This is a genomic window from Aeromonas sp. R10-2, assembly GCF_040908445.1.
GTDB classification, from domain to species: Bacteria; Pseudomonadota; Gammaproteobacteria; order Enterobacterales; family Aeromonadaceae; genus Aeromonas; species Aeromonas veronii.
Genome location: NZ_JBFODS010000075.1, coordinates 22,812 through 45,292, shown reverse-complemented (window position 1 = coordinate 45,292; position 22,481 = coordinate 22,812). Strand labels below are relative to the sequence as shown.

17 protein-coding genes, 1 tRNA gene and 1 riboswitch are annotated in these 22,481 nt (G+C 59.9%); of the genes, 15 read left to right on the top strand and 3 right to left on the bottom strand.

The window, feature by feature from the left end; all coding sequences use genetic code 11:
- The first annotated feature begins 132 nt into the window (after positions 1 to 132).
- The 12 genes from AB5Y97_RS15290 to hemB all read left to right on the top strand — a co-directional run bounded on the left by AB5Y97_RS15290 (position 133) and on the right by hemB (position 10,019).
- A tRNA-Thr gene (locus AB5Y97_RS15290) sits at positions 133 to 208 on the top strand.
- Positions 209 to 459: 251 nt separating this feature from the next.
- Positions 460 to 1,704 carry a cytosine permease gene (gene codB / locus AB5Y97_RS15285; RefSeq protein ID WP_042054700.1) on the top strand — a complete coding sequence of 415 codons (1,245 nt, stop codon included), beginning with the start codon at positions 460 to 462 and terminating at the stop codon, positions 1,702 to 1,704.
- On the top strand, positions 1,698 to 2,963 hold the full coding sequence (locus AB5Y97_RS15280) for a cytosine deaminase (RefSeq protein WP_201948277.1): 1,266 nt from the start codon (positions 1,698 to 1,700) through the stop codon (positions 2,961 to 2,963). Before codB ends, AB5Y97_RS15280 begins: the two co-directional genes overlap by 7 nt.
- 95 nt (positions 2,964 to 3,058) lie before the next feature.
- Complete coding sequence (crcB, locus tag AB5Y97_RS15275) at positions 3,059 to 3,436, top strand: fluoride efflux transporter CrcB (RefSeq protein ID WP_005339378.1); 378 nt, start codon at positions 3,059 to 3,061, stop codon at positions 3,434 to 3,436.
- Positions 3,437 to 3,501: 65 nt separating this feature from the next.
- Positions 3,502 to 4,254 (top strand): bifunctional demethylmenaquinone methyltransferase/2-methoxy-6-polyprenyl-1,4-benzoquinol methylase UbiE, encoded by a 753-nt coding sequence (gene ubiE, locus AB5Y97_RS15270; protein ID WP_005342396.1) that lies wholly within the window; start codon positions 3,502 to 3,504, stop codon positions 4,252 to 4,254.
- A gap of 8 nt (positions 4,255 to 4,262) precedes the next feature.
- The gene (locus AB5Y97_RS15265; protein ID WP_005339380.1) at positions 4,263 to 4,871 is read left to right on the top strand and encodes an SCP2 domain-containing protein; all 609 of its coding nucleotides are present in this window, start codon (positions 4,263 to 4,265) and stop codon (positions 4,869 to 4,871) included.
- Positions 4,871 to 6,511: a ubiquinone biosynthesis regulatory protein kinase UbiB gene (gene ubiB, locus AB5Y97_RS15260; RefSeq protein WP_201948276.1), complete on the top strand. Its 1,641-nt coding sequence runs from the start codon at positions 4,871 to 4,873 to the stop codon at positions 6,509 to 6,511. Before AB5Y97_RS15265 ends, ubiB begins: the two co-directional genes overlap by 1 nt.
- Positions 6,512 to 6,553: 42 nt before the next feature.
- Positions 6,554 to 6,805 carry a Sec-independent protein translocase subunit TatA gene (gene tatA, locus AB5Y97_RS15255; RefSeq protein WP_005339385.1) on the top strand — a complete coding sequence of 84 codons (252 nt, stop codon included), beginning with the start codon at positions 6,554 to 6,556 and terminating at the stop codon, positions 6,803 to 6,805.
- 3 nt (positions 6,806 to 6,808) lie between these two features.
- Positions 6,809 to 7,273, top strand: coding sequence for a Sec-independent protein translocase protein TatB (gene tatB, locus AB5Y97_RS15250; protein ID WP_201948274.1), 465 nt, complete (start codon positions 6,809 to 6,811; stop codon positions 7,271 to 7,273).
- Positions 7,270 to 8,025 carry a twin-arginine translocase subunit TatC gene (gene tatC, locus AB5Y97_RS15245; protein WP_201948272.1) on the top strand — a complete coding sequence of 252 codons (756 nt, stop codon included), beginning with the start codon at positions 7,270 to 7,272 and terminating at the stop codon, positions 8,023 to 8,025. The genes tatB and tatC overlap by 4 nt, the downstream gene beginning before the upstream one ends.
- A 188-nt stretch (positions 8,026 to 8,213) precedes the next feature.
- Positions 8,214 to 8,999 (top strand): TatD family hydrolase, encoded by a 786-nt coding sequence (locus tag AB5Y97_RS15240; RefSeq protein WP_179902839.1) that lies wholly within the window; start codon positions 8,214 to 8,216, stop codon positions 8,997 to 8,999.
- A 3-nt stretch (positions 9,000 to 9,002) separates the two neighbouring features.
- Entirely contained in the window at positions 9,003 to 10,019 is a 1,017-nt protein-coding gene (gene hemB / locus AB5Y97_RS15235; RefSeq protein ID WP_201948271.1) for a porphobilinogen synthase, read from the top strand.
- Between the two features lie 82 nt (positions 10,020 to 10,101).
- Here the strand turns inward: hemB and AB5Y97_RS15230 are convergent, their stop codons facing one another.
- On the bottom strand, positions 10,102 to 13,608 hold the full coding sequence (locus tag AB5Y97_RS15230) for a hypothetical protein (RefSeq protein ID WP_368158360.1): 3,507 nt from the start codon (positions 13,606 to 13,608) through the stop codon (positions 10,102 to 10,104).
- Positions 13,609 to 13,776: 168 nt separating this feature from the next.
- Positions 13,777 to 15,966, bottom strand: coding sequence for an immunoglobulin-like domain-containing protein (locus AB5Y97_RS15225; protein ID WP_368158359.1), 2,190 nt, complete (start codon positions 15,964 to 15,966; stop codon positions 13,777 to 13,779).
- A 50-nt stretch (positions 15,967 to 16,016) separates the two neighbouring features.
- Positions 16,017 to 16,102: riboswitch (cyclic di-GMP riboswitch) on the bottom strand.
- Positions 16,103 to 16,540: 438 nt separating this feature from the next.
- Between AB5Y97_RS15225 and prlC the strand changes: the two genes are divergently transcribed.
- The 3 genes from prlC to AB5Y97_RS15210 all read left to right on the top strand — a co-directional run bounded on the left by prlC (position 16,541) and on the right by AB5Y97_RS15210 (position 22,156).
- A complete protein-coding gene (gene prlC, locus AB5Y97_RS15220; protein ID WP_368158357.1) occupies positions 16,541 to 18,583 on the top strand; it encodes an oligopeptidase A in 2,043 nt (680 codons plus the stop codon).
- A 207-nt stretch (positions 18,584 to 18,790) separates the two neighbouring features.
- On the top strand, positions 18,791 to 21,340 hold the full coding sequence (locus AB5Y97_RS15215) for a putative bifunctional diguanylate cyclase/phosphodiesterase (RefSeq protein WP_368158354.1): 2,550 nt from the start codon (positions 18,791 to 18,793) through the stop codon (positions 21,338 to 21,340).
- Between the two features lie 63 nt (positions 21,341 to 21,403).
- Positions 21,404 to 22,156 carry a class I SAM-dependent methyltransferase gene (locus AB5Y97_RS15210; RefSeq protein WP_368158366.1) on the top strand — a complete coding sequence of 251 codons (753 nt, stop codon included), beginning with the start codon at positions 21,404 to 21,406 and terminating at the stop codon, positions 22,154 to 22,156.
- Between the two features lie 70 nt (positions 22,157 to 22,226).
- Here AB5Y97_RS15210 and AB5Y97_RS15205 read toward each other — a convergent pair whose 3' ends face one another.
- Entirely contained in the window at positions 22,227 to 22,481 is a 255-nt protein-coding gene (locus AB5Y97_RS15205) for a Rho-binding antiterminator (protein ID WP_368158351.1), read from the bottom strand.

Genomic DNA, 22,481 nt, shown 5'->3' with positions numbered 1-22,481 from the left:
TGATCCCATGCCGAACTCAGAAGTGAAACGCGGTAGCGCCGATGGTAGTGTGGCATTCGCCATGCGAGAGTAGGACACTGCCAGGCACCCAATTTCAAGATTACGCCCAGCGTGGTCTTTACCGGTTAGTGTGCTGATATGGCTCAGTCGGTAGAGCGCATCCTTGGTAAGGATGAGGTCCCCAGTTCGATTCTGGGTATCAGCACCATTAAATAGAAAGCCTCCCTGAAAAGGGAGGCTTTTTTGCATCTGTCATTTTTGTGATATCCCCTTACATTCCCATTCCCGCAACCCCCTCTGCTTGCAGTCGACACTGTTTATCTGCTGGTTTGAGTCCTAATGTGTTACTCATTTGACTGCTATTGATGGTTTTATCCAGAGATTTAACCATGATTGATTGACGTAAAACGTTTTACATGTAAAATCCGGCGCGTTTTGCCTATTACGTGGAGAGAGAGCATGGCGCAGGATAACGAATACTGTTTGGGGGCGGTACCCGCCAAAGGGCGCAAAGGTGTGCTTTCGCTGATGCTGGTGATGCTAGGCCTGACCTTCTTCTCTGCCAGCATGTGGACCGGTGGTGCGCTGGGCACCGGCTTGGTGTTCGATGACTTCATCAAGGCGGTACTGCTCGGCAACTTGCTGCTGGGGATCTACACTGCTTGTCTCGGTTATATCGGTGCCTCAACCGGCCTCTCTACCCATCTGCTGGCTCGTTACTCCTTTGGGGTGAAAGGTTCCTGGCTGCCATCCCTGCTGCTCGGCGGTACTCAGGTCGGCTGGTTTGGCGTGGGCGTGGCGATGTTTGCCCTGCCGGTGCAGAAGGCGACCGGCATAGATGTGAACTGGCTGATCGCCATTTCGGGCATTTTGATGACGGTGACCGTCTACTTCGGGATCTCTGCTCTGATGGTGCTGAGCTTTGTGGCCGTACCGGCCATTGCACTGCTCGGTGGCTACTCGGTCTGGCTGGCGGTGACCTCGACCGGTGGCATGGCTGCACTGCAGCAGGTACAACCAAGCAATCCCATCGAGTTCACTACGGCGCTGACCATGGTGGTCGGTTCCTTTATCAGTGCAGGAACCCTGACCGCCGACTTTGTTCGCTTTGGTCGCAAACCCTGGGGCGCCGTCATGATTACCATGGTGGCGTTTTTTTTGGGCAACACGCTAATGTTCGTCTTCGGTGCTGCCGGTGCGGCCGTGACCGGTCAGGCCGATATCTCGGAAGTGATGCTGATGCAGGGGCTGTTGATCCCCGCCATTCTGGTGCTGGGCCTCAATATCTGGACTACCAACGACAACGCGCTCTATGCCTCCGGCCTCGGTTTTGCCAACATTACCGGTCTCAAGAGCAAGCCACTCAGCGTGATCAACGGCCTCATCGGTACGGCTTGTGCCCTCTGGCTTTACAACAACTTTGTCGGCTGGCTGGCCTTTTTGAGTACGGCAATTCCGCCGATCGGTGGCATTATCATCATGGATTTCCTGCTCAATCGTGAGCGTTACCGTCAATTTGCCGATCAGCAGTTCGAGACGGTGCGCTGGCAGGCGCTGGTAGCAACGGCAGTCGGGGTAGCTGTCGGCAAGTGGCTGCCGGGCATAGTGCCACTCAACGCGGTATTGGGCGCCGCCTTCACCTATTTCATTCTGGTTCGCCTCACCCAGCGGCCGGTTCTGGTACAGGAAGCTAGCAAATGCTGATTCAACATATTCGTTTGGCCGATCGGGAAGGGTTGTGGCAGATCCGCTGTCAGGATGGGGTCATCACCGCCATCGAACCCCATAACGAGCATGCCGTCGCCGGTCGGGTGCTGGACGGGGAGGGCGGTTTGGCGATCGCCCCCTTTATTGAACCCCATATTCACCTCGATACCACCCAGACGGCGGGCGAGCCGAGCTGGAATCTCTCCGGCACCCTGTTCGAGGGGATCGAGCGTTGGGCTGAGCGCAAGGCGCTGCTGACCCATGAGGATGTGAAACAGCGTGCCATCCAGACGCTGAAGTGGCAGATCGCCAACGGCATCCAGTTTGTGCGTACTCACGTCGATGTCTCCGATCCCAATCTGGTCGCGCTCAAGGCGATGCTGGAAGTGCGGGAAGAGATGAAGGAGTGGGTGGAGCTGCAGATCGTCGCCTTCCCGCAGGAGGGGATCCTCTCCTACCCCAATGGCAAGGCATTGCTGGAGGAGGCGCTCAAGCTGGGGGCTGATGTAATCGGTGCTATTCCCCATTTCGAGTTTACCCGGGAATATGGCGTCGAAAGTCTGCACTACATCTTCGATCTTGCCGAGAAGTATCAGGTTCTGGTCGATGTGCACTGTGACGAAATCGATGACGAGCAGTCCCGTTTCATCGAGACGCTGGCAACTCTCGCCTACGCGCGCGGTATCGGCCATAGAGTCACCGCCAGCCACACTACTGCCATGCATTCCTACAACGGCGCTTATGCGTCCCGCCTGTTCCGGTTGCTCAAGATGGCGGACATCAACTTCGTGGCCAATCCGCTGGTGAACATTCACCTGCAGGGGCGGTTCGATACCTATCCCAAACGCCGCGGCATTACCCGGGTGAAGGAGATGCTGGAGGCGAACATCAACGTCTGCTTCGGTCACGACGACGTGTTCGATCCCTGGTACCCCATGGGCACCGCCAACATGTTGCAGGTGTTGCACATGGGGCTGCATGTCTGCCAGATCATGGGCTACGAGCAGATCAACGACGGTCTGAAGCTGATCAGCAGCCACAGCGCCCGCACCCTGAACGTGCAGGATCGTTATGGCATAGAGGTGGGCAAACCGGCCAACCTGTTGATCCTGCCTGCCGACAACGGCTTCGATGCGGTGCGCCGTCAGGTGCCGGTGCGTTACTCGATCCGCCACGGCAAGGTGATTGCCCAGACCCGCCCGGCCCAGACCGAAATCGTGCTGGGTCAGCCAGAGCCCATCGATTTTCGCCGCTGAGATTTCAATCAGGCTTGATGTCGATTAGTTCCGCCTCTGGGCACAAGGGCCGCCATTGCGACATAATGGCGGCCTGACCCTGAGGGAGTGACACCATGCAAACCTGGTTTTATGTTGCTGCAGGGGGCGCCATCGGCGCCTGCCTTCGTTTTGGGATTGCCGAACTGATGGCCTTGCTGCTGGGGCGCCACTTTCCTTACGGGACTCTGGTGGTCAACGTGGTGGGCTCTTTCATCATGGGGGTGGCATTTGCCCTCATCAGTCATGGTCATGTGGTAGAACACCCGATGAAGCCGCTGCTGATGGTGGGGATCCTCGGTGCCCTGACTACTTTCTCTTCCTTTGCCCTCGATACGGTAGTGCTGGCTCAACATGGAGCCTATCTGAAAGCGCTGCTCAATATCGGTCTCAATCTCTTCCTCTGTCTGGCCATGGTGGTGCTGGGCATGCAGTTGGTTGCGAGCCGGGTTTAAGGTGTCCGGACGCCAGTGGCTCTGGTAAACTGGCGGCCATTCTTTGCTCTATGGGTGTTTAAGGGATGTCAGAACAAGCAACGACAACGCATTTTGGCTTTAAAACCGTGGCCGCGACCGAGAAGGAAACTCTGGTAGCAGGTGTCTTCCATTCGGTGGCAGCCAAGTATGATCTGATGAACGATCTGATGTCGTTCGGCATCCACCGCCTGTGGAAGCGCTTCACCATCGACTGTTCCGGTGTGCGCAAGGGCCAGAAGGTGCTGGATCTGGCCGGTGGTACCGGTGACTTGACCGCCAAGTTCTCCCGCATCGTCGGCGAGACCGGCCAGGTGGTACTGGCAGATATCAACGACTCCATGCTGAAAGTGGGCCGCGACAAGCTGCGCAATCTGGGGGTCGCCAACAACGTCTCCTACGTGCAGGCCAATGCCGAGGCGCTCCCCTTCCCGGATAACCACTTCGATGTGATTACCATCGGCTTCGGCCTGCGCAACGTCACCGACAAGGACAAGGCGCTCGCCTCCATGTTCCGGGTGCTCAAGCCGGGTGGCCGTCTGCTGGTGCTGGAGTTCTCCAAGCCGGTCAGTGAAGTGATCGCCAAGCTCTATGACCTCTACTCCTTCAAACTGCTGCCGAAAATGGGCGAAATCGTCGCGAACGACAGTGAAAGCTACAAATATCTGGCAGAGTCCATCCGTATGCACCCGGATCAGCAAACCCTGGCTGGCATGATGGAAAATGTCGGTTTCGAGCAGGTGGAGTACTTCAATCTGACTCAGGGTGTGGTCGCCCTGCACCGCGGTTACAAGTTTTAAGGTTGCCTATGCCGATGGATGCCATGGTCACCGCGGTGATCGAAACCAGCCTCAACCAGTTGCTGGCGCTGGACAAACAGAGCCCGGAGCGGCTGCGCAAACTGGTGGGCAAGGTGCTCAAGTTGGAGCTGCGTGAACTCAAGCCGCTCTGGTTTGTCTTCTCCGAGCGTCGGCTGGATGTGCTGGCCCAGCATGAAGGGGAGGCCGATGCGGTGCTCAGCCTGTCGCTGACCGCCCTCGGTCTGCTGAAAGACCCGTCCGCTCTGACCCGCTATATCCGCGAGGAGAAGCTGGATCTGAGCGGTGATCCCCAGCTGGTACAGGCATTCAGCGTGCTATTGGGTGAGCTGGATATCGACTGGGAAGAGGAGCTGTCGCGCTATACCGGCGACGTGCTGGCCCACACCCTGTTCAGCGGTGCCCGTCAGGCGCGTCGTCTGGTCGGCCGCGAGCTGTGCCGCACCCGCAGCCAGCTGGCGGAATATCTGACCGAAGAGGCCCGCCTAGCCCCCGGCCCGCTGGAAGTGGCGAGTTTCAACGATGACGTCGAGGTGCTGGCCCAGCAGCTCAAGGCCGTCGAACTGCGGCTGGCCCGCTTCGAACAGCAGGTGACCTGATGACCCCGAAGGAGTTCAAACGCCTCTATCGCATCATCACCATCCTGCTGGAGCAGGGCATCGATGAACTGGTGCCCGCCCGCTATCAACCCTGGCCGGGTCGTCTGGCCCGTCGCTCCCTGTTCTGGCTCAAGAACAAGCAACCGGATCTCAGCCGCGGTGCCCGCATTCGCCTCGCCTTCGAGGCTCTTGGCCCCATCTTCATCAAGTTTGGCCAGATGCTCTCGACCCGCCGCGACCTGCTGCCGCCGGATATCGCCGAGGAGCTGGCCCTGCTGCAAGACAGGGTGCCCCCCTTCTGTGGTCAGGCGGCGCGCCAGCAGATCGAGCTGAGCCTGGGTTGTCCCATCGAAACCCTGTTTGACGACTTCGACGAGACGCCGCTGGCGTCGGCCTCCATCGCGCAGGTGCATACTGCCCGCCTGAAGGAGAGTGGCCGCGAGATCGTCATCAAGGTGATCCGTCCCGACATCGAGCCTGTCATCGAGGCCGACCTGAGACTGATGCAGGCGCTGGCCCGTCTGGTTGCCCGTTTTGTGCCCCAGAGTGCGCGGCTGCGCCCCATCGAGGTGGTGGAGGAGTATCGCAAGACTATCCTCGACGAGCTCAATCTGATGCGCGAAGCGGCCAACGCCATCCAGCTACGGCGCAATTTCACCGGCTCCGATGCGCTCTATGTGCCTGAAATCATTACCGACCTCTGCCGCGAGCAGGTGCTGGTGATGGAGCGGATCTACGGTATTCCGGTCTCCGATATACCGGCGCTGGAGGCCAACGGTACCAACATGAAGCTGCTGGCCGAGCGCGGGGTGGAGGTGTTCTTCACCCAGGTGTTCCGCGACAGCTTCTTCCACGCCGATATGCACCCGGGCAACATCTTCGTCTCTTACGAACACCCGGAAAACCCGCTCTGGATCGGCATCGACTGCGGCATCGTCGGTACCCTCAATCGGGAAGACAAACGCTATCTGGCGGAGAACTTCCTTGCCTTCTTCAACCGAGACTATCGTAGGGTGGCGGAGCTGCACGTGGAGTCGGGCTGGGTACCGGCAGACACCAAGGTGGACGAGTTCGAGTTCGCCATTCGCACCGTGCTGGAGCCCATCTTCGAGAAGCCGCTCTCCGAGATCTCGTTTGGTCACGTGCTGCTCAACCTGTTCAACACCGCGCGTCGCTTCCATATGACGGTGCAGCCGCAGCTGGTGCTGCTGCAAAAGACCCTGCTTTATGTGGAAGGGTTGGGGCGTCAGCTCTACCCGCAGCTCGATTTGTGGCAGACCGCCAAGCCGTTCCTCGAAAACTGGATGCACGAACAGGTAGGGCCCAAGTCGGTATTGAACGCCATCAAGGAGAAGGCGCCATTCTGGGCGGAGAAGCTGCCGGAGCTGCCGGAGCTGGTCTATGAGACTCTGCGTCAGACTCGTCATCAGCAGCGTCATTTCGACCAGATGTTTGCCGAGTTCCGCCGTCACAGCCGTCGGCAGGGGCAGGCCCGCTACCTCTTAGGGGTTGGAGCCAGCCTGCTATTGGCGGGTGTATTCTTGCTGACCCAAAAACAACACATTGAGTGGGGACAAGCCAGTCTCGCCGGTGCAGCCCTCTGCTGGCTGGTCGGCTGGTTGCGAACCCGTTCCCATTAATCAACAACCGCGCCGTCAGGCGCCTGTTCTGGAGAGAAAATCATGGGTGGTATCAGTATTTGGCAATTGTTGATCATCGCAGTCATCGTCGTGCTGCTGTTCGGTACCAAGAAACTGCGCGGCATTGGCGGTGATCTGGGCGCGGCGGTCAAAGGGTTCAAGAAAGCCCTCTCCGACGAGCCGGCTGATGCCAAGGCCGAGCAGAAAGATGCCGAGTTTCCCCCGAAACAGCTGAACGAAGCGGCCACTCAGAGCAGTGAGACCGCCAAACAGAAAGACAAAGACCAGGCCTAAGCCATGTTCGATATCGGTTTTTGGGAGCTGGTCGTTATCGGTGTGGTAGCACTGGTGGTACTGGGGCCCGAGCGGCTGCCGGTTGCCATCCGCACGGCTACCCACTGGATCCGCCTCATTCGTTCGACCGCGAACTCGGTCAAGTCCGAGCTGGAGCAGGAGCTCAAGTTGCAAGAGCTGCATAACGACCTCAAGAAGGCCGAACAGTTGCAGATGAGCAACCTGAGCCCCGAGCTGCAGGAGTCCATCGAACAGCTCAAAGCGGCGGCCCAGTCGGTCAATCGCCCCTATCAGGTGGAGAACGAGATCCGTCCGCCGCGCCCCGAGCCGGTCGCCCAGGCTGACCCTGTCACGCCGGTGGAGCCTGCGGTGCAACTGAGCCACGACGTGCCGCCGGTTAACAGCCAGCGGGAGAGCGAGCCGGTGCCAGTCAGCGACTCTGCAGTAAAAGGGGAGGTGAAGCCATGAGTCAGGCCGAACAACCCCTGATCAGCCATCTGGTTGAGCTGAGAACCCGCTTGCTGCGCTCCATTACCGCCATCCTCGTGGTGTTTCTGGCGCTGATCTACTTCTCCAACAACATCTACGACTTCGTGGCCCAGCCGCTGCTCAGCCAGCTGCCGGAAGGGACCAGCATGATAGCGACGGATGTGGCGACCCCCTTCCTGACGCCGATCAAGTTGACGCTGGTGGTCTCCTTCTTCGTGGCGATCCCCTATCTGCTCTATCAGGCCTGGGCCTTTATCGCCCCCGGTCTGTACCAGCATGAGCGGCGCCTGATCATGCCGTTGGTGGTCTCCAGTGCCCTGTTGTTCTATGCGGGGATGGCGTTCGCCTACTACGTGGTGTTCCCGCTGGTGTTCGGTTTCTTCACCAGTACCGCCCCTGCCGGGGTGACGGTGGCGACCGACATCGCCAGCTATCTGGACTTCGTACTGACCCTGTTCTTCGCGTTCGGGGTGGCGTTCGAAATTCCGGTGGCGACCATACTGCTCTGCTGGACCGGCGTGACCACACCGCAAAAGCTGAAGGAGAAACGTCCCTACGTCGTTGTCGGGGTGTTTGTGGTCGGCATGCTGCTGACGCCGCCTGATGTCTTCTCCCAGACCCTGCTCGCCATCCCGATGTGGGCGCTGTGGGAGATAGGTCTGTTCTTCGCCCGCTTCTACGTGAAGAAAGAGGATGAGGAACAACAGGAACAACCGGATGGGGAGAGCTGAGGCTCTGTTCGTCACCTGTTTGCCGGACGGCGAGAGGATGACGACGTCCGCAGGAATAGCAGAACGAGGGGAGCTGAGGCTCCCTTCCTCTTTTCATGCTCCCGTTCGAGGCGTATGGTAAGACCCCATTCGGTAGATGGTTTTCAATTACCTGATATGTATTCCTTTTGTTCGGAACGTCTCATCCCATGATCGATATCGGTTTAAACCTGACCAGCAGCCAGTTCGTCGGTGAACAACCTGAGCTGGTGGCCCGTGCCCGTGCCGCCGGAGTGGAGGCGCTGATCCTCACCGGTACCGATCTGGACGGCAGCCGCGAGAGCGCTGAGTTGGCCGCCCGCTGGCCGGGCTACTGCTTCTCCACCGCCGGGGTCCATCCCCACGACGCCAAGAGTGTCGATGCGGCGACCCTGCCCGCCCTGCGCGAACTGGCAGCCTTGCCGCAGGTGGTCGCCATCGGCGAGTGCGGTCTCGACTACAACCGCGATTTCTCCCCCCGTCCGGTGCAGGATGCGGTATTCGACGCCCAGCTGGCGCTGGCTGCCGAGCTCGGGATGCCGGTGTTTCTCCACTGCCGCGATGCCCACGCCCGTTTTATCGAGATCCTCCGTCCCTGGTTGCCGAAGCTGCCGGGTGCCGTGCTGCACTGCTTCACCGGCTCCGACGAGGAGCTGGACGAGTGTCTGGCGCTGGGGCTGCATATCGGGGTGACCGGCTGGCTCTGCGATGAGCGCCGTGGTCAGCTGCTGCGCGAACAGGTAGCGCGTATTCCGGCCGGTCGGCTGATGATCGAGACCGATGCCCCCTATCTGGTGCCGCGAGATCTGAAACCGCGCCCGAAACGCAACGAACCTGCTTTTTTGCCGCACATCGCCCAGGTGGTGGCGGCCTGTCGTGGTGAAGCGCCCGAGGCCTTGCTGGCCCATACCCGGGCCACCTCCGCCGCGTTCTTCCAACTTCCTCTCCAGGAGTGATTCATGGCTACAACTCTTCCGGGCGCCTTTCCGGGCCGCCGCCTGCGCCGTCTGCGCAAACATGATTTCAGCCGTCGTCTGGTGCGCGAGAACGTACTGACCGTCAACGATCTCATCTATCCGGTGTTCGTGCTGGAGGGGGAGAACCGTCGGGAAGCCGTTCCCTCCATGCCGGGGGTAGAGCGTCTCTCCATCGATCTGCTGTTGGAAGAGGCTGCCGAGTTGGTGGAGCTGGGCGTGCCTGCCATTGCCCTGTTCCCGGTGACCCCGCTGGAGAGCAAGAGCCTGATGGCGGAAGAGGCCTACAACCCGAATGGACTGGCCCAGCGTACCGTGCGTGCCCTCAAGGCCCGCTTCCCGGAGCTGGGGGTCATCACCGACGTGGCGCTCGATCCGTTCACCACCCACGGTCAGGACGGCATCATAGATGACGAAGGCTATGTGCTGAACGACATCACCACCGAGATCCTGATCAAGCAGGCACTCTCCCACGCCGAAGCCGGGGTCGATATAGTCGCGCCGTCCGACATGATGGATGGCCGCATCGGCGCCATCCGCGCTGCGCTGGAAGAGAACGGCTTCATCAACACCCAGATCATGGCCTACTCCGCCAAGTACGCCTCCTGCTACTACGGCCCGTTCCGCGACGCGGTTGGCTCTGCCGGCAACCTTGGCAAGAGCAACAAGGCCACCTATCAGATGGACCCGGCCAACAGCAACGAAGCCCTGCACGAAGTGGCGCTGGATATTCAGGAAGGGGCTGACAGCGTGATGGTCAAGCCGGGCATGCCCTATCTGGACGTGATCCGTCAGGTGAAGGATCAGTTCGGCGTGCCGACCTTTGCCTATCAGGTGAGTGGTGAGTACGCCATGCACATGGCGGCGATCCAGAACGGCTGGCTGAAAGAGAAGGAGACCATCATGGAGTCTCTACTCTGCTTCAAGCGGGCCGGGGCCGATGGCATCCTCACCTACTTCGCCAAGCGCGTAGCGCAGTGGCTGAAGGAAGATGCCCGTTAAGCCGGGTTGAAGAGATAAACGAGAGGGGGAGCCGATGGCTCCCCTCTGTCGTTATGGCTCTCTTTTGGTCACGAGCGGATGATTACAGCTTGATCCAGGCATCGCTCCAGTGGCTGCCGGTACCCGGTGCATAGTGGCCGGTCGAGCCGCCACACCAGCCGCTGTAGGGCCAGGGTTTGCACTCGTAGTCGCCACCGGCATTGCTGACCCGTTCGCCACTCTGATAAGCGGTGCCCGCAACATAGGTCGGGTAGCTGCCGTTACCACCGTCACTGTCACCACCCGGTGCCTGTTCCACCAACGCCAGGGTGAAGCGGCGCTCGAAGCCCTGCTTGCTCCCCTCAGCCATGCCCGCCAGCAACAGCTCGTAACTGCCAGCCGCTAGGCCAGACTGTGCCAGCTGCAGGGAACCCTGACCATCGATCAGGGCGCTGCCGGTGGCGACCGGATTGCCATCTTGCAACAGGGTCGCGGTGACGGTCACCGGGTTGGCGGTGGTCAGCGTCAGGCTGAAGTCGATCGCGCCGTTGACGATGAGATATTCGGCCGCCAGATCGGTGACGGTGAAGTCACTGCTGCTACCGGTCGTGGGCAGGATGAAGTCTCCGCTCAGGTAGGTCAGACCGGTCCAGCCGGAGCTGGTCAGCCAGTGCTTGCCATTGGTCTGATAGACGTTGGGCAACTGGGTGCACTGTTTGTTGTCATTGACGAAGCCGATACCGTAAAAGCCCGCCACATTCTTGTAGCAGAGCTGGCGACCATTCTGGTGCAGCACTGGCTGATCCAGCTTGCCCTTGTGGTGGAGTGACAGCCAGTCAAACTGGTTGATGGCCGAGACCAGCGGCACAAACTGGCCATCGGGCTGACGATAACGGATCAGGGATCCGGCATCACAGAGCAGACCATCAGCCCGCTGTTCGACGTAGCCGTAGTACTGTTCGTCATCCTGGAAGGTGAACCGGCAGAGATTGCCTTTCTCCGACTCCTTGGGGATCCAGCCCATCAGCAGTCGCTCCTGATTGGTCAGGGCCGCCAGCTGCCCGGCACTGAAGTCGCTGCCGTTGGCTACCCAGCCTTGCGGCATGGTGGAGAATTGCATGAAGTAGTGGTCGGTATAGTACATGTGGCTGTCAGCGCGGTGCTTGCGAGCCCCCTGGCTGACCGAGTTGTAGCGATAGATGTCGTTTTCCGGCTTGTGGAAACCGTTGAGATCATCGTCCAGATAGGGCAGGTCGCCCTTGCGGATATGGTAGTTGGCCATACCCGTCATCAGGGGATGCCAGCCGTGGCTGCCACGGGCAAACGCGCTCTCATGGCTGTAGGACTTCCCATCGAAGCCGTGGCCAAATTCGTGGGCAATGATGCCCCAGCCGCCGTAGTAGTGGCTGACAAAGTTAAAGGTATCGACCCCGGTGATGCCACCACTCCCCAGCCCGCCCCCCATGGCGGTGATCCCCAGGTTGAGGTAGGGGCGCTTCATCAGGCTGTGGTAGTAGTAGTCATAATCGGCGGCCGTAAAGATCCCGTTCGGCACATAGCTGTTGCCGCCATTACCGAACATCTCGTAGCCGTTCACCGCCTTGAAGTTGTACCAGACGTGTTTGAACTCCTCGGTCGAGACCATGTAGGCCAGGTTGGTGGCGATGATCAGCCACTCGCGGGCGTAGAGGGCATTGATGGGGCGCCAGGAGCCGCTGGTGTTGGTGGCGAAGCGCACGTTCCAGCTTGGCTTGAGGCGTGCCAGCTTCTGGGCAAACGGATCCGAGTTGGAGCTGAACCTGTGCTCGAACTGGGCAGGCAGATTGATGCTGTTGTCGAGCAGGTTGTTGAGATCAAACACGCCATCGCGGCTGGCGCTGTTGAAGCGTCCCTGCTCGCCAAAGGCGCTCAGTGGCAGGGTGATTTGGGCATAGGCGGGCAGGCGATCGAGCTGGCCCAGGATCAGCCACTTGTTGATACCGTTCAGGCGTGACTCGATATTGATGTCATGCAGCTCTCTGGCGGCATAGTTGGTGATGCGCACCGTGTCGTTATCAAGCAGCTCGGTCTTGACCAGCGAATTGATGTTGACCGAACGCTGGGCGCGATCGATCAGCACCTCGTAGGGTTCGTCATTGCGCAGTATGTAGCTGACTGTGGCCGGCATCAGCTGATCGAAGATCAGCGGGCGAGCCGGCAACTGCTCGTCGGCCGTGAAGCTGATCTCCTTGCTCAGCAGCTGGTTGAAACCCAGGCCGCGCTCGTTGGCGGTGACAAGCGCCGAGCCCGCCAGCTGGAGATCTTTCAGCGCCGCCACGGGCTGCTGGTTGATCTCCCGGACAGTAAAAGTCGGGTTCTTGAACTGAAAGTCGTTGGCGATCAGGGTATCGGCATCATGCCACTCGATGCGGTCCTTGAAGTTCACCACCAGCCGATCGCCATCCATGTCGATTTTTTGCAGATTGCTGTCTGCGATCACCTGCTCAGGCGCCAGCAGTGTGTTGCTGGCGATGGCATCAGCCAGTTTGCGCAAGTCATAGATGTAGTAGTTTTTGCCGGCGGTATGGGCCAGGAGATAGTCACCCACCTGATGGAGTTGCACCAGACGGTGGCTGTATTTTCCTTCAAAGGCGAGCCGACCGGCGATGGGGGTCTTGAAGCTGTTCTCCGGCGTCACATCCTGCTGGCGGTAGACCTTGATCTCGCTCAGCGCATCGGCCACCAGCACGTAATCCTGATTGGCAAAGACGGCCTGGGCGCGGTGCAGGCTGTTGCTGCCGGAATCCCGACCGGTTCCCAGGGTGGTGACATGGCGATGTTCATCGGCCAGATCGAAGATATCGACCCGGTGCGAGTAGCGCGAGACCACGTAGAGCAGGTTGTTGCGGACAAACAGTTCACTGACCTGGTTGTAGGCCGTGGCACTGCCGGTTGCTGTGCCGCGGATCTCGCCAATCTGCTGGCGGCTCGGGATATCGATAATGGCCACATGGCCCGGATTGCCGTTCTGGCTGACATAGAGCCGATCCTGATAGCGCTCGACCGCCGTGATCAGGCTGGCGTCCAGCCTCAGCTGGTCGGCCGTCAGCTCCTCGCCTTTGTCCAGATATTGCAGCGAGGTGGCAAACGAGTTGACGCTGCAGGAGCTGGTCTCCATCACCACCCGGGTGCGTTCGCCATTCTGGATCTGGCCGTGGGGGAAGTACTCCAGCAGACAGCCGTTGCCGTAGTCATAGTTGCCAAAGCGTTTGTTGACTGCTACGACCCCACCGTCGTACCAGGTCAGCTCCCACTCCTCATCGAAGAAATCAAAGACGTTACGAATGGCTGTTTCGTCGAAAAAGTGGGGTTTGGGCAGATCGAACAGGATGTGGTTATCCGCTGTCAGCGGGTAGAGCAGGCCGTTGATGGCAAGGTGGCGCTTGCCATCCTTGATGATCACGTTCTGCTCGTCAGCCGCACTCTGATGCAGCGCGGCGAGGCGCGCCGTCATCTGCTCGTAGTGCTCCTGATAGGTTTGTTTGAAATAGGCTTGTTCGCGTTCATCGGCCACGACATGGGCCGACAGCAGCAGACCGAGCAGGGTGGCAAGCTTGGTGGTTCTTGGCATGGTGATTTCCTTATCTTGGTTGTTGTTGGACGTTTTTTGGTGGTTGGCAAGCATGTAAAAGAGAGGGGCTAACCCGTCCGGGTCAGTGCATCCTGCCCATCGGCAGCGTGGCCGACGGGCAGGATATGGGCGGGGGCCTGTCAGCCCCCGTTAGTGGTTGGGGCAAGGTCAGAGCTTGATCCAGGCATCGCTCCAGGCAGAGCCGGTACCCGGTGCATAGTGGCTGGTCGAGCCGCCACACCAGCCGCTGTAGGGCCAGGGTTTGCACTCGTAGTTGCCACCGGCATTGCTGACCCGATCACCGGCCTGATAGCTGGTGTTGGGGGCGTAGGCCGGGTAGTCACCCTCGCCACCGCCGCTGCTCTCTTCGGTCAGCGCAACCGAGAAGCGCTGTACCACCGGCTGCTGGCCATCTGCCAGACCGTTGATCACTACTTCATAGCTGCCATCGGTCACATTGCTGCCCTGCAAAACCAGCGCGCTGGTGCCGTTCACCAGACTGGTGGTGTTGCCATAGCTGTGGCCGTTCTGCTCCAGCGTGGCAGAGATCTGCACCGGGTTGGCGGTGGTGATGTTGAAGCGGATGGAGACCTGACCGTTAACTATGGTGTAGTCGGAACCCATGGCGCTGACAGTGAAGTCGCTGCTGCCTTCGGCGGGTGGCGTTGTCCCGCCGCAGTCGCTGTCGCCCTGTACGCGCCAGACGCCCCAGTCACCCGTGGTGCCCGGCTCTTCGTTCTGGGTCCACCAGCTTGCCAGCCAGTTCTTGCCGTTGTGGCTGACGATGTCGCCGCCCACGTAGACCTTCTTGGCATCCCAGCTGTTTTCACAGACGGCGCCCTGCTCCCTGACGGTCACGTTGCGCTGCTGGGTTACCTGCTGACCGGCGCTGTCGCTCACCTGATAGGTGAGGGTGTAGCGGCCGACCTTGCTGCTGTCGACGCTGCCGCTGACCTTGATTTGGGCGGTCAGGTCGCCATCTTCTTCATCATGGGCGCTGACGCCGGTCATCGGATCGAAAGCGGTACCCAGTTCCAGCGTGGTGTCGGTAACACCGCTGAACACCGGCTTCATGCTGTAGACCTCGATGGTGCGTACCTGCTCGGTGACGTTGTTGTCGCGATCGCTCACCTTGTAGGTTAGGGGGTAGAGGCCGATGCGCTGGCTGTCTACCGAGCCTTCTACCTGGATCTGGCCAGTCAGGTCGCCATCTTCCTTGTCGTTGGCGCTGACACCTGCCAGCGGATCAAAGGCGGTACCCTGCTTGATGCGGGTATCGCTCAGGCCGCTGAACACCGGCTTGCCGTTGTCGACCGGGGGCGTGATCTCCTGATCGTGGATGAAGGGGCCGTAGCTCTTGATGAAGGATTCGTTGTAGGACTGACCGGCGGCGTTGCGGCCCATGTCCCAGTTGATGGACCAAGTCATCACGCCACGCAGCGGTTGTCCCTCGCTCTTCAGGCGGTTGAAGGCGTTGTAGAGCTTCTGCGGATCCTGCACATAGCCGGTGGCGGCGGCGTTGATGTTGGTCGGAATGCCGAACACCAGCTTGTCATGGGGGATCTTGTAGAAGCCGCGGGTTCCGTTGCTCAGCGAATCCGCCATGTAGTAGATGAACTCTTCTTTCAGGGCATCGTTGTTCTGGGCAATCCAGCCGATGCCATCGATGTAGATACCGTCGCCACCCTGGTTGTAGAACTGGGGGTTGATCCAGTCGTAGTAGCCTTCCAGATTGCGGATATAGGGGATGTAGGCGCCAGTCTGGGTCAGATAGGGGAACTCCGGCGCCATGGTGATGAGGAAGTTTTTCCCCTGGGCGCGGTAGTGATCCTTGACCAGACGCAGAGCCGCCGGGATCACGGTCTGGTTGTCGGCGGCGGTGATGGCGGCCTGTTCCAGATCGATATCCAGCCCGTCGAAGCCATAGGTCTCCACCAGACGGATGATCTCGTCGGCAAAGGCCTGCTCCTGACCCTTGCGCAGCTCGATGTGTGCATCGGCACCGCCCAGCGCCAGCAGCACGGCACGGCCCTGACGGTTCAGCTCGGCAATCTGCTCGATAAACTGGCTTTCGCTCATGCCGATGGCCGGGTCGAGCTTGAAGGTGGGGATGGGATCGCTGCCATAGACCTTCATGAAGGAGACATCGACCACGTTGTATTGCGGGTTGACCTGATCGAGCTTGACGCAGGGGGCGATACCGCCCTTGTAGCCCGAGCCGTCACACCAGTTGTGCCAATAGCCGACTACTACGCCGGACTGGGGGTTGACCATCGCCTGACCGGCACTGGCGGCATATGCCATGGGGGCGCCCATGCCGAGCAGGCAGCCAAGCAGGGATAATTTGAGTTTGTTCATCGTCTCTCCGTACGGTGCAAATGGGGCGTCGATTGTGATCGGACGTCCCCGGGGGCAGCCCCGCTGTCATAGGTGTTTTCCCTTAGACCGGTGGCTTTGCGTCGCGCCCTTTCGGGTCACTTTGCCTTTTTCACCCGATTTCTGTGCAGCACAGAGAATCAAGTGACCTGCATGGCAGGTTGCCTATGATAGATGCTTGAAAATAAATTAATCAATAGTTGGTTTTGATTCTAATTAACTGAAAAATATTGATAATTTGTTACACGCCCCCACATTTTATCCGTTTCCATGATTGAGCATGAGGGTACTTGGCTGGCAGCTGTGGCGCCGGTAAATGGCGGCTTTTTGCCCCTTGAAAGTAGCGATAAGAGCCAAAAAAGGCCCACAGATTCATCCTGTTACTGGCTGTTGATGGCAAAACTGCAGCAACGGCAGAGATCCGGGTCGCAATGGCTGGAAAAGTACAGGGTTGCGGCGGATTCCCGCTTGATTATTGCGTGGCTTGGCCACATGTTAGAAAGCCATACAGAGCTGCTAAAGCGGTCTGTTCAAGACCAAACAAGAGGTAACCGGGATGAATAACCCTTTGCTGACAATGGATTCACTGCCCCCTTTCAGCCAGATCAAGCCGGAGCAGGTTCAGCCTGCCGTGATGCAGGCGATTGCTGACTGCAAGCAGAAGATCAGCGATGTGCTGGCCCAGCGTGATCCCCATACCTGGGATAGCCTGATTGCCCCGCTGGAAGAGGTAAATGACCGTCTGTCACGGATCTGGTCACCGGTCAGCCACCTCAACTCCGTACTCAACAGCGAAGCGCTGCGCGAGGCCCATGACGCCTGCTTGCCGCTGCTCTCCGAATTCCAGACCTATGTCGGTCAGCATGAAGGGCTCTATCAGGCCTATCTGGCCCTCTCCCAGAGCGATGATTTCCCGCTGCTGAGCGGTGCCCAGCGCAAGGAGATCCAGAATACCCTGCGTGACTTCCGCCTCTCCGGCATCGGTCTGCCTGCCGAGGCGCAGCAGCGCTACGGCGAAATTCAGGCCCGCCTCTCCGAGCTGGCATCCCGTTTCAGCAACAACGTGCTGGATGCCACCCAGGGCTGGCACAAGCTGGTGGCCGATGAAGCCGAACTGGCCGGTCTGCCCGACAGCGTGCGTGCCGCTGCCCGTCAGATGGCTGAACTTAAAGGCAAAGAGGGGTGGCTGTTCACTCTGGATATCCCTTCCTACCTGCCGGTGATGATGTACGCGGACAACCGCGAGCTGCGCGCCGAGATGTATGAGGCCTTCACCACCCGCGCCTCCGATCAGGGCCCCAATGCGGGCAAGTGGGACAACTCCGCCATCATGAGCGAGCTGCTCACCCTGCGCCGCGAACTGGCCCAGCTGCTGGGCTTTGCCAACTATGCCGAGCTGTCGCTGGCGACCAAGATGGCGGACAAGACCGAACAGGTGGTGAGCTTCCTCACCGATCTGGCGGCCAAATCCCTGCCGCAAGGCAAAGCCGAGCTGGAGGAGATCCGCGCATTTGCCACCGAGCAGCATGGTCAGAGTGAGCTGGCCGCCTGGGATCTCGCCTACTACGCCGAGAAGCTCAAGCAGCACAAGTTCTCCATCTCCGACGAGCAGTTGCGCCCCTACTTCCCCGCCAGCAAGGTGGTGAAGGGACTGTTCGAGGTGGTGAAGCGGGTGTTCGGCATGAAGGTGCGCGAGCGCCTCGGCATCGACACCTGGCACCCTGACGTGCGCTTCTACGATATCTTCGATGCCGAGGATGAGCTGCGCGGCAGCTTCTACCTCGACCTCTACGCCCGCGAGCACAAGCAGGGCGGCGCCTGGATGGATGTCTGCCTGGGTCGTCGCTATCGTCAGGATGGCTCACTGCAAAAGCCGGTGGCCTACCTGACCTGCAACTTCAACGGCCCGGTGGATGGCAAACCGGCACTGTTCACCCATAACGAAGTGGTCACTCTGTTCCACGAGTTCGGTCACGGCATTCACCACATGCTGACCCGCATCGACGTGGCCGGTGTCGCCGGTATCAACGGCGTGGCCTGGGATGCGGTGGAGCTGCCGAGCCAGTTCCTCGAGAACTGGTGCTGGGAGTCCGAGGCGCTGGCCTTTATCTCCGGCCACTACGAGACCGGCGAGCCGCTGCCTGCCGATCTGCTGGAGAAGATGCTGACCGCCCGCAACTTCCAGGCGGCCATGCAGATGCTGCGCCAGCTGGAGTTCGCTCTGTTCGACTTCCGTCTCCATCAGGAGTTTGACCCGGCCAATCCGGCGCAGCTTCCGGCGCTGCTGGATGAGGTACGCAGTCAGGTGGCAGTGATGACGCCACCGGCGTTCAATCGCTTCCAGCACAGCTTCTCCCACATCTTCGCGGGCGGCTATGCGGCGGGCTACTACAGCTACAAGTGGGCCGAGGTGCTCTCTGCCGATGCCTTCTCCCGCTTCGAGGAGGAGGGGATCTTCAACCCGGCGACCGGCCAATCCTTCCTGAAGAATATTCTGGAGAAGGGAGGCTCGAAGGAGCCGATGGAGCTGTTCCGAGCCTTCCGTGGTCGTGAGCCCAAGGTGGATGCACTGCTGCGACATAGCGGGATCGCCGCCTGAGATTCCTGACCCGCCGCCTGTGTGAGCTTCATGCAGGTACACTGTTTTGCGGCATAGTGGGATCGAGTCGTGATTTCTGCGACAAAAAGGGACCTTTTGGTCCCTTTTTTCAAGGCTTTTTAATATCTTGCTGATTGCATATTTGCACTGCTCACGGCTCTTCAGTAGAGTCGTGTTCTAACCTTCAAGGAGAGAAAGCCACTTGCCATGAGGCGAGCACTCGATTCCGTCTATCAAATCATCTCAAGTCTGGCTCATTCGAGCGGCCAGGGATATTTCGATACCTTTGTGAGTGAAATCGCCGCTGCTGTGATGGCTGATGTCGTCCTGATCGCCAGCAGGGAATCAAATGCTACCCACCTGACGGTTCAGGCTGCCCATCCCTCCTCTCTTGACCCCGATACCCTGACACTGCCAATCACTGACTCTCCCGATGCCGTTACCTGGCAGGAGGGGGAAGCCTGGTTCAGCGATCGTCTGTTGCAGCTATTCCCCGCGATGCCGCTTGCCGATGCGTGGCAAGCCCAGGCCTACGCCGGGATCGCCCTCAAGGATGCGGATGGCGAGACCATAGGTATCTGCTGTCTGCTCTATCGTCAGCCGCAGGCCAAAATGACCAAGGTGATGGGGCTGCTCCGGTTACTGGGGCCGCTGGCCGGTCGCGAACTGGCGCTGATGCTGCAACGCCAGCTGCCGCAACTCTTGCCTGATACCCCTCATGTGCTGCAGAGCATGCTGTTTCAGGCCCCGGTGGGGATCGGCAAACTCGATCTCACCGGCCGTATTCTCTGGGCCAACCCGGCCATCGAGAAGATGCTGGGTTATCCCCTCGACGAGCTGCTTCATCGCTCCATCTCCGACATCAATCACCCGGAGGATTGGCAGCGCAGCCTTGAGTGCTACGAAGAGATCCGGCGCGGCGAGCGCAGCAGTTTCACCCAGGAGAAGCGCTACTTCTGCAAGGGGGGCGAGATCCTGTGGGGGCGGGTAACTGTCACCCTGATCCGCGACGAGCAGCAGCAGCCGGACTACCTGATGGTGCTGCTGGAGAATATCGATCCCCTCAAGCGTCATGCGGAGCAGCTCAAGCTCTCTCACCGGGTCTACGACAACCTCTCCGAGGCCATTCTGGTGTGCGATGCCGACAGCCGCATCATCTCGGTCAACCCGGCCTTCGAGCAGATCACTGGCTACAGCAGCGACGAGGTGCGGGGCCAGCGTCCCAGCATGCTCAAGTCCGGGCTGCACGATCAGACCTTCTATGCCGACATGTACCACGCGCTGGAGCGGGTGGGGGTGTGGCGTGGCGAAGTGTGGAACAAGCGCAAGAACGGCAAGCTCTATCCGCAGCAGCTGATGATCAGCACCCTGCGCGAAGCTGGCAAAATCCAGCAATATATCGCCATTTTCAGCGATCTTTCCCAGACCAAGGTGGCCGAGCAGAAGATCGCGACCCAGGCCAACTACGACAACCTTACCAGCCTGCCCAACCGCTGGCTGTTTGGCCGCTGCCTCACCCGCTTCTGCGAGCGGGGCGAGCGCTTCGCGCTCATGGTGCTCGACCTCAACAACTTCAAGGCGGTCAATAACAGCATGGATCACCATGCTGGCGATGCCCTGCTGCGGGAGGTGTCGGATCGACTGGTGAGCCGGGTGCGCACCGAAGATCTGGTGGCCCGCATCGGTGGCGACGAGTTCGCGTTCCTGGTGCCCGGCATCGTCACCCGCCGTCAGGCCGAGGTGTTTGCCAAGCAGGTGATCGGCAGTTTCGCCCGGCCCTTTATGCTGGCTAACCAGCACCTCTATGTGACCGCGACCATCGGCATGACTCTCTGTCCGGTCGATGGCAGCGAGAGCGACGAGCTGCTGCGCAATGCCGAACAGGCGCTGTTTGCGGCCAAGCGACAGGGACGGTTGCTCGGTGCCTACTGCTCATCCATGCGGGAAGAGGTGCGCCAGCGCCACCAGATGCAGCAGGATTTGGCCGAAGCGATCAAGCTGGAGCAGCTGACCATGGCCTACCAGCCCATCTGGGACAATCGCAGCGGACGGGTCGCCAAGCTGGAGGCGCTGGTGCGCTGGTATCACCCCCACTGGGGGCAGGTATCCCCTGCCGAGTTTATTCCGCTGGCGGAAGAGGCGGGATTGATTCAGGGGCTGGGTGCGCTGGTATTGTGGCAATCGTGCCGGGATCTGGCGCGGTTGCAGCAATCCGGCTTCCCTGATCTGCAGATGTCGATCAACCGCTCCACCATGGAGTTCCAGACCATCGACCCCGAGGCGAGTGAGTGGCTTAAGGTGATCCAGCACTTCGGGCTCGATCCTGCCGACATCGTCATCGAAATCACCGAATCTCTGCTGATGGAGAGCAGCGATCAGCACAGAGTGCGGATCGATGCCCTGCGCGAGGCGGGCTGCAAGCTGGCCATCGACGATTTCGGTACCGGCTACTCGGCCCTCAACTATCTGCGCACCTTCCCGGTCGATCTGGTCAAGATCGACCGCTCCTTCGTGCGCCATATCCCCTTCAACGAGCAGGATAGGATGTTGCTCGACGGCATCATCAACATAGTGCACAACCTGGGCATGCAGGTGGTGATCGAGGGGGTTGAGACCCGCGAGCAGCTCAACTTCCTCTGCCAGAAGGGGTGTGCCTTCACCCAGGGTTATCTGCTCAGCCGCCCGCTGGCCTATGACGATCTCATTGATTACCTCGCTCTCAACCGTCAGGGGATGAACCTCACTGTCGTGAGCTGATCCACCGCTTCTGTTATCATGGCCGCTTCTGTACGTGCCATGAGTCTGTCTCCTATGCCCCATATTCAGGTTTTCAGTGAAGTCCCCGCCCGTGATGGCGAGCTCGACGCCCTGCGTTTACGCCTTGCCGACGTGGAGTTTCCGGCTCCGTTTGCGCTGGTACTGACTGAAGATAGACTGGAACTGCGCAAGCTGGACGAGCCCAAGCTGGGTGCCGTCTATGTGGACTTCGTGGAAGGGGCGGTGGCACATCGTCGCAAGTTTGGTGGCGGTCGCGGTCAATCCATCGCCAAGGCGGTGGGGCTCAAGGCCGGTGCCACACCAACCGTGGTGGATGCTACCGCCGGGCTGGGGCGCGATGCCTTCGTACTCGCCTCTCTCGGTTGCAAGGTGACCCTGATCGAACGCAGCCCTGTGGTGGCTGCTCTGTTGCAGGACGGGCTGGTGCGGGCGGCACAGGATCCCGAGATTGGCCCCTGGGTCAGCGAGCGGATGCACCTGCTGCAAGGCCCGGCGGTGGACAACTTGCTGGCGCTGCCGGAGCGGCCCGAGGTGATCTACCTCGACCCCATGTTCCCCCACAAGCAGAAGTCGGCGCTGGTGAAAAAGGAGATGCGGGTGTTCCAGTCGCTGGTGGGGCCGGATCTTGATGCGGATGCCCTGCTGCCTGCCGCGCTCAAGATGGCGAACAAGCGGGTGGTGGTGAAACGCCCCGACTACGCCGGCTGGCTCAATGAACAGAAGCCCAGCATGGCCATCGAAACCAAGAGCAACCGCTTCGATGTCTATGTGATGGCGGCGCTGGCAGCGGGTTAACGGCCGGTGTGAGCCGCAGATGCAAAAAGGAGGGCCAACGTCATGTTGGCCCTCCTTTTTCGTATTGGATTCAGTTGGTTGGCGAGAAGCGGATCAGCTTTTCTTCCCCTTGCCAGTTCAGGCGCAGGGTCGCCAGATCCGCCAGACTGAGCCGCTCGCCACTGTGCAGCAGCAGATACTCGACCCCTTCGCTGGCTTCGATAGTGCGGATCTTGTCATCCCATTGGCGATCATCGCGGCTGGTGAGGGTCACCGGTAGTTGCCAGCTGGCAGCAATTTCGAGCCAGTCGTAGAGATCGCAGCTGATGGGTTGATAATCTGGCAT

Coding starts and splice junctions, on each gene's coding strand:
- codB (WP_042054700.1), top strand. CDS start 460: ATGGCGCAGGATAACGAATACTGTTTGGGGGCGGTACCCGCCAAAGGG.
- AB5Y97_RS15230 (WP_368158360.1), bottom strand. CDS start 13,608: ATGCCAAGAACCACCAAGCTTGCCACCCTGCTCGGTCTGCTGCTGTCG.
- AB5Y97_RS15215 (WP_368158354.1), top strand. CDS start 18,791: ATGAGGCGAGCACTCGATTCCGTCTATCAAATCATCTCAAGTCTGGCT.
- tatC (WP_201948272.1), top strand. CDS start 7,270: ATGAGTCAGGCCGAACAACCCCTGATCAGCCATCTGGTTGAGCTGAGA.
- tatB (WP_201948274.1), top strand. CDS start 6,809: ATGTTCGATATCGGTTTTTGGGAGCTGGTCGTTATCGGTGTGGTAGCA.
- prlC (WP_368158357.1), top strand. CDS start 16,541: ATGAATAACCCTTTGCTGACAATGGATTCACTGCCCCCTTTCAGCCAG.
- crcB (WP_005339378.1), top strand. CDS start 3,059: ATGCAAACCTGGTTTTATGTTGCTGCAGGGGGCGCCATCGGCGCCTGC.
- AB5Y97_RS15280 (WP_201948277.1), top strand. CDS start 1,698: ATGCTGATTCAACATATTCGTTTGGCCGATCGGGAAGGGTTGTGGCAG.
- AB5Y97_RS15225 (WP_368158359.1), bottom strand. CDS start 15,966: ATGAACAAACTCAAATTATCCCTGCTTGGCTGCCTGCTCGGCATGGGC.
- AB5Y97_RS15205 (WP_368158351.1), bottom strand. CDS start 22,481: ATGCCAGATTATCAACCCATCAGCTGCGATCTCTACGACTGGCTCGAA.
- AB5Y97_RS15265 (WP_005339380.1), top strand. CDS start 4,263: ATGCCGATGGATGCCATGGTCACCGCGGTGATCGAAACCAGCCTCAAC.
- ubiB (WP_201948276.1), top strand. CDS start 4,871: ATGACCCCGAAGGAGTTCAAACGCCTCTATCGCATCATCACCATCCTG.
- ubiE (WP_005342396.1), top strand. CDS start 3,502: ATGTCAGAACAAGCAACGACAACGCATTTTGGCTTTAAAACCGTGGCC.
- tatA (WP_005339385.1), top strand. CDS start 6,554: ATGGGTGGTATCAGTATTTGGCAATTGTTGATCATCGCAGTCATCGTC.
- AB5Y97_RS15240 (WP_179902839.1), top strand. CDS start 8,214: ATGATCGATATCGGTTTAAACCTGACCAGCAGCCAGTTCGTCGGTGAA.
- hemB (WP_201948271.1), top strand. CDS start 9,003: ATGGCTACAACTCTTCCGGGCGCCTTTCCGGGCCGCCGCCTGCGCCGT.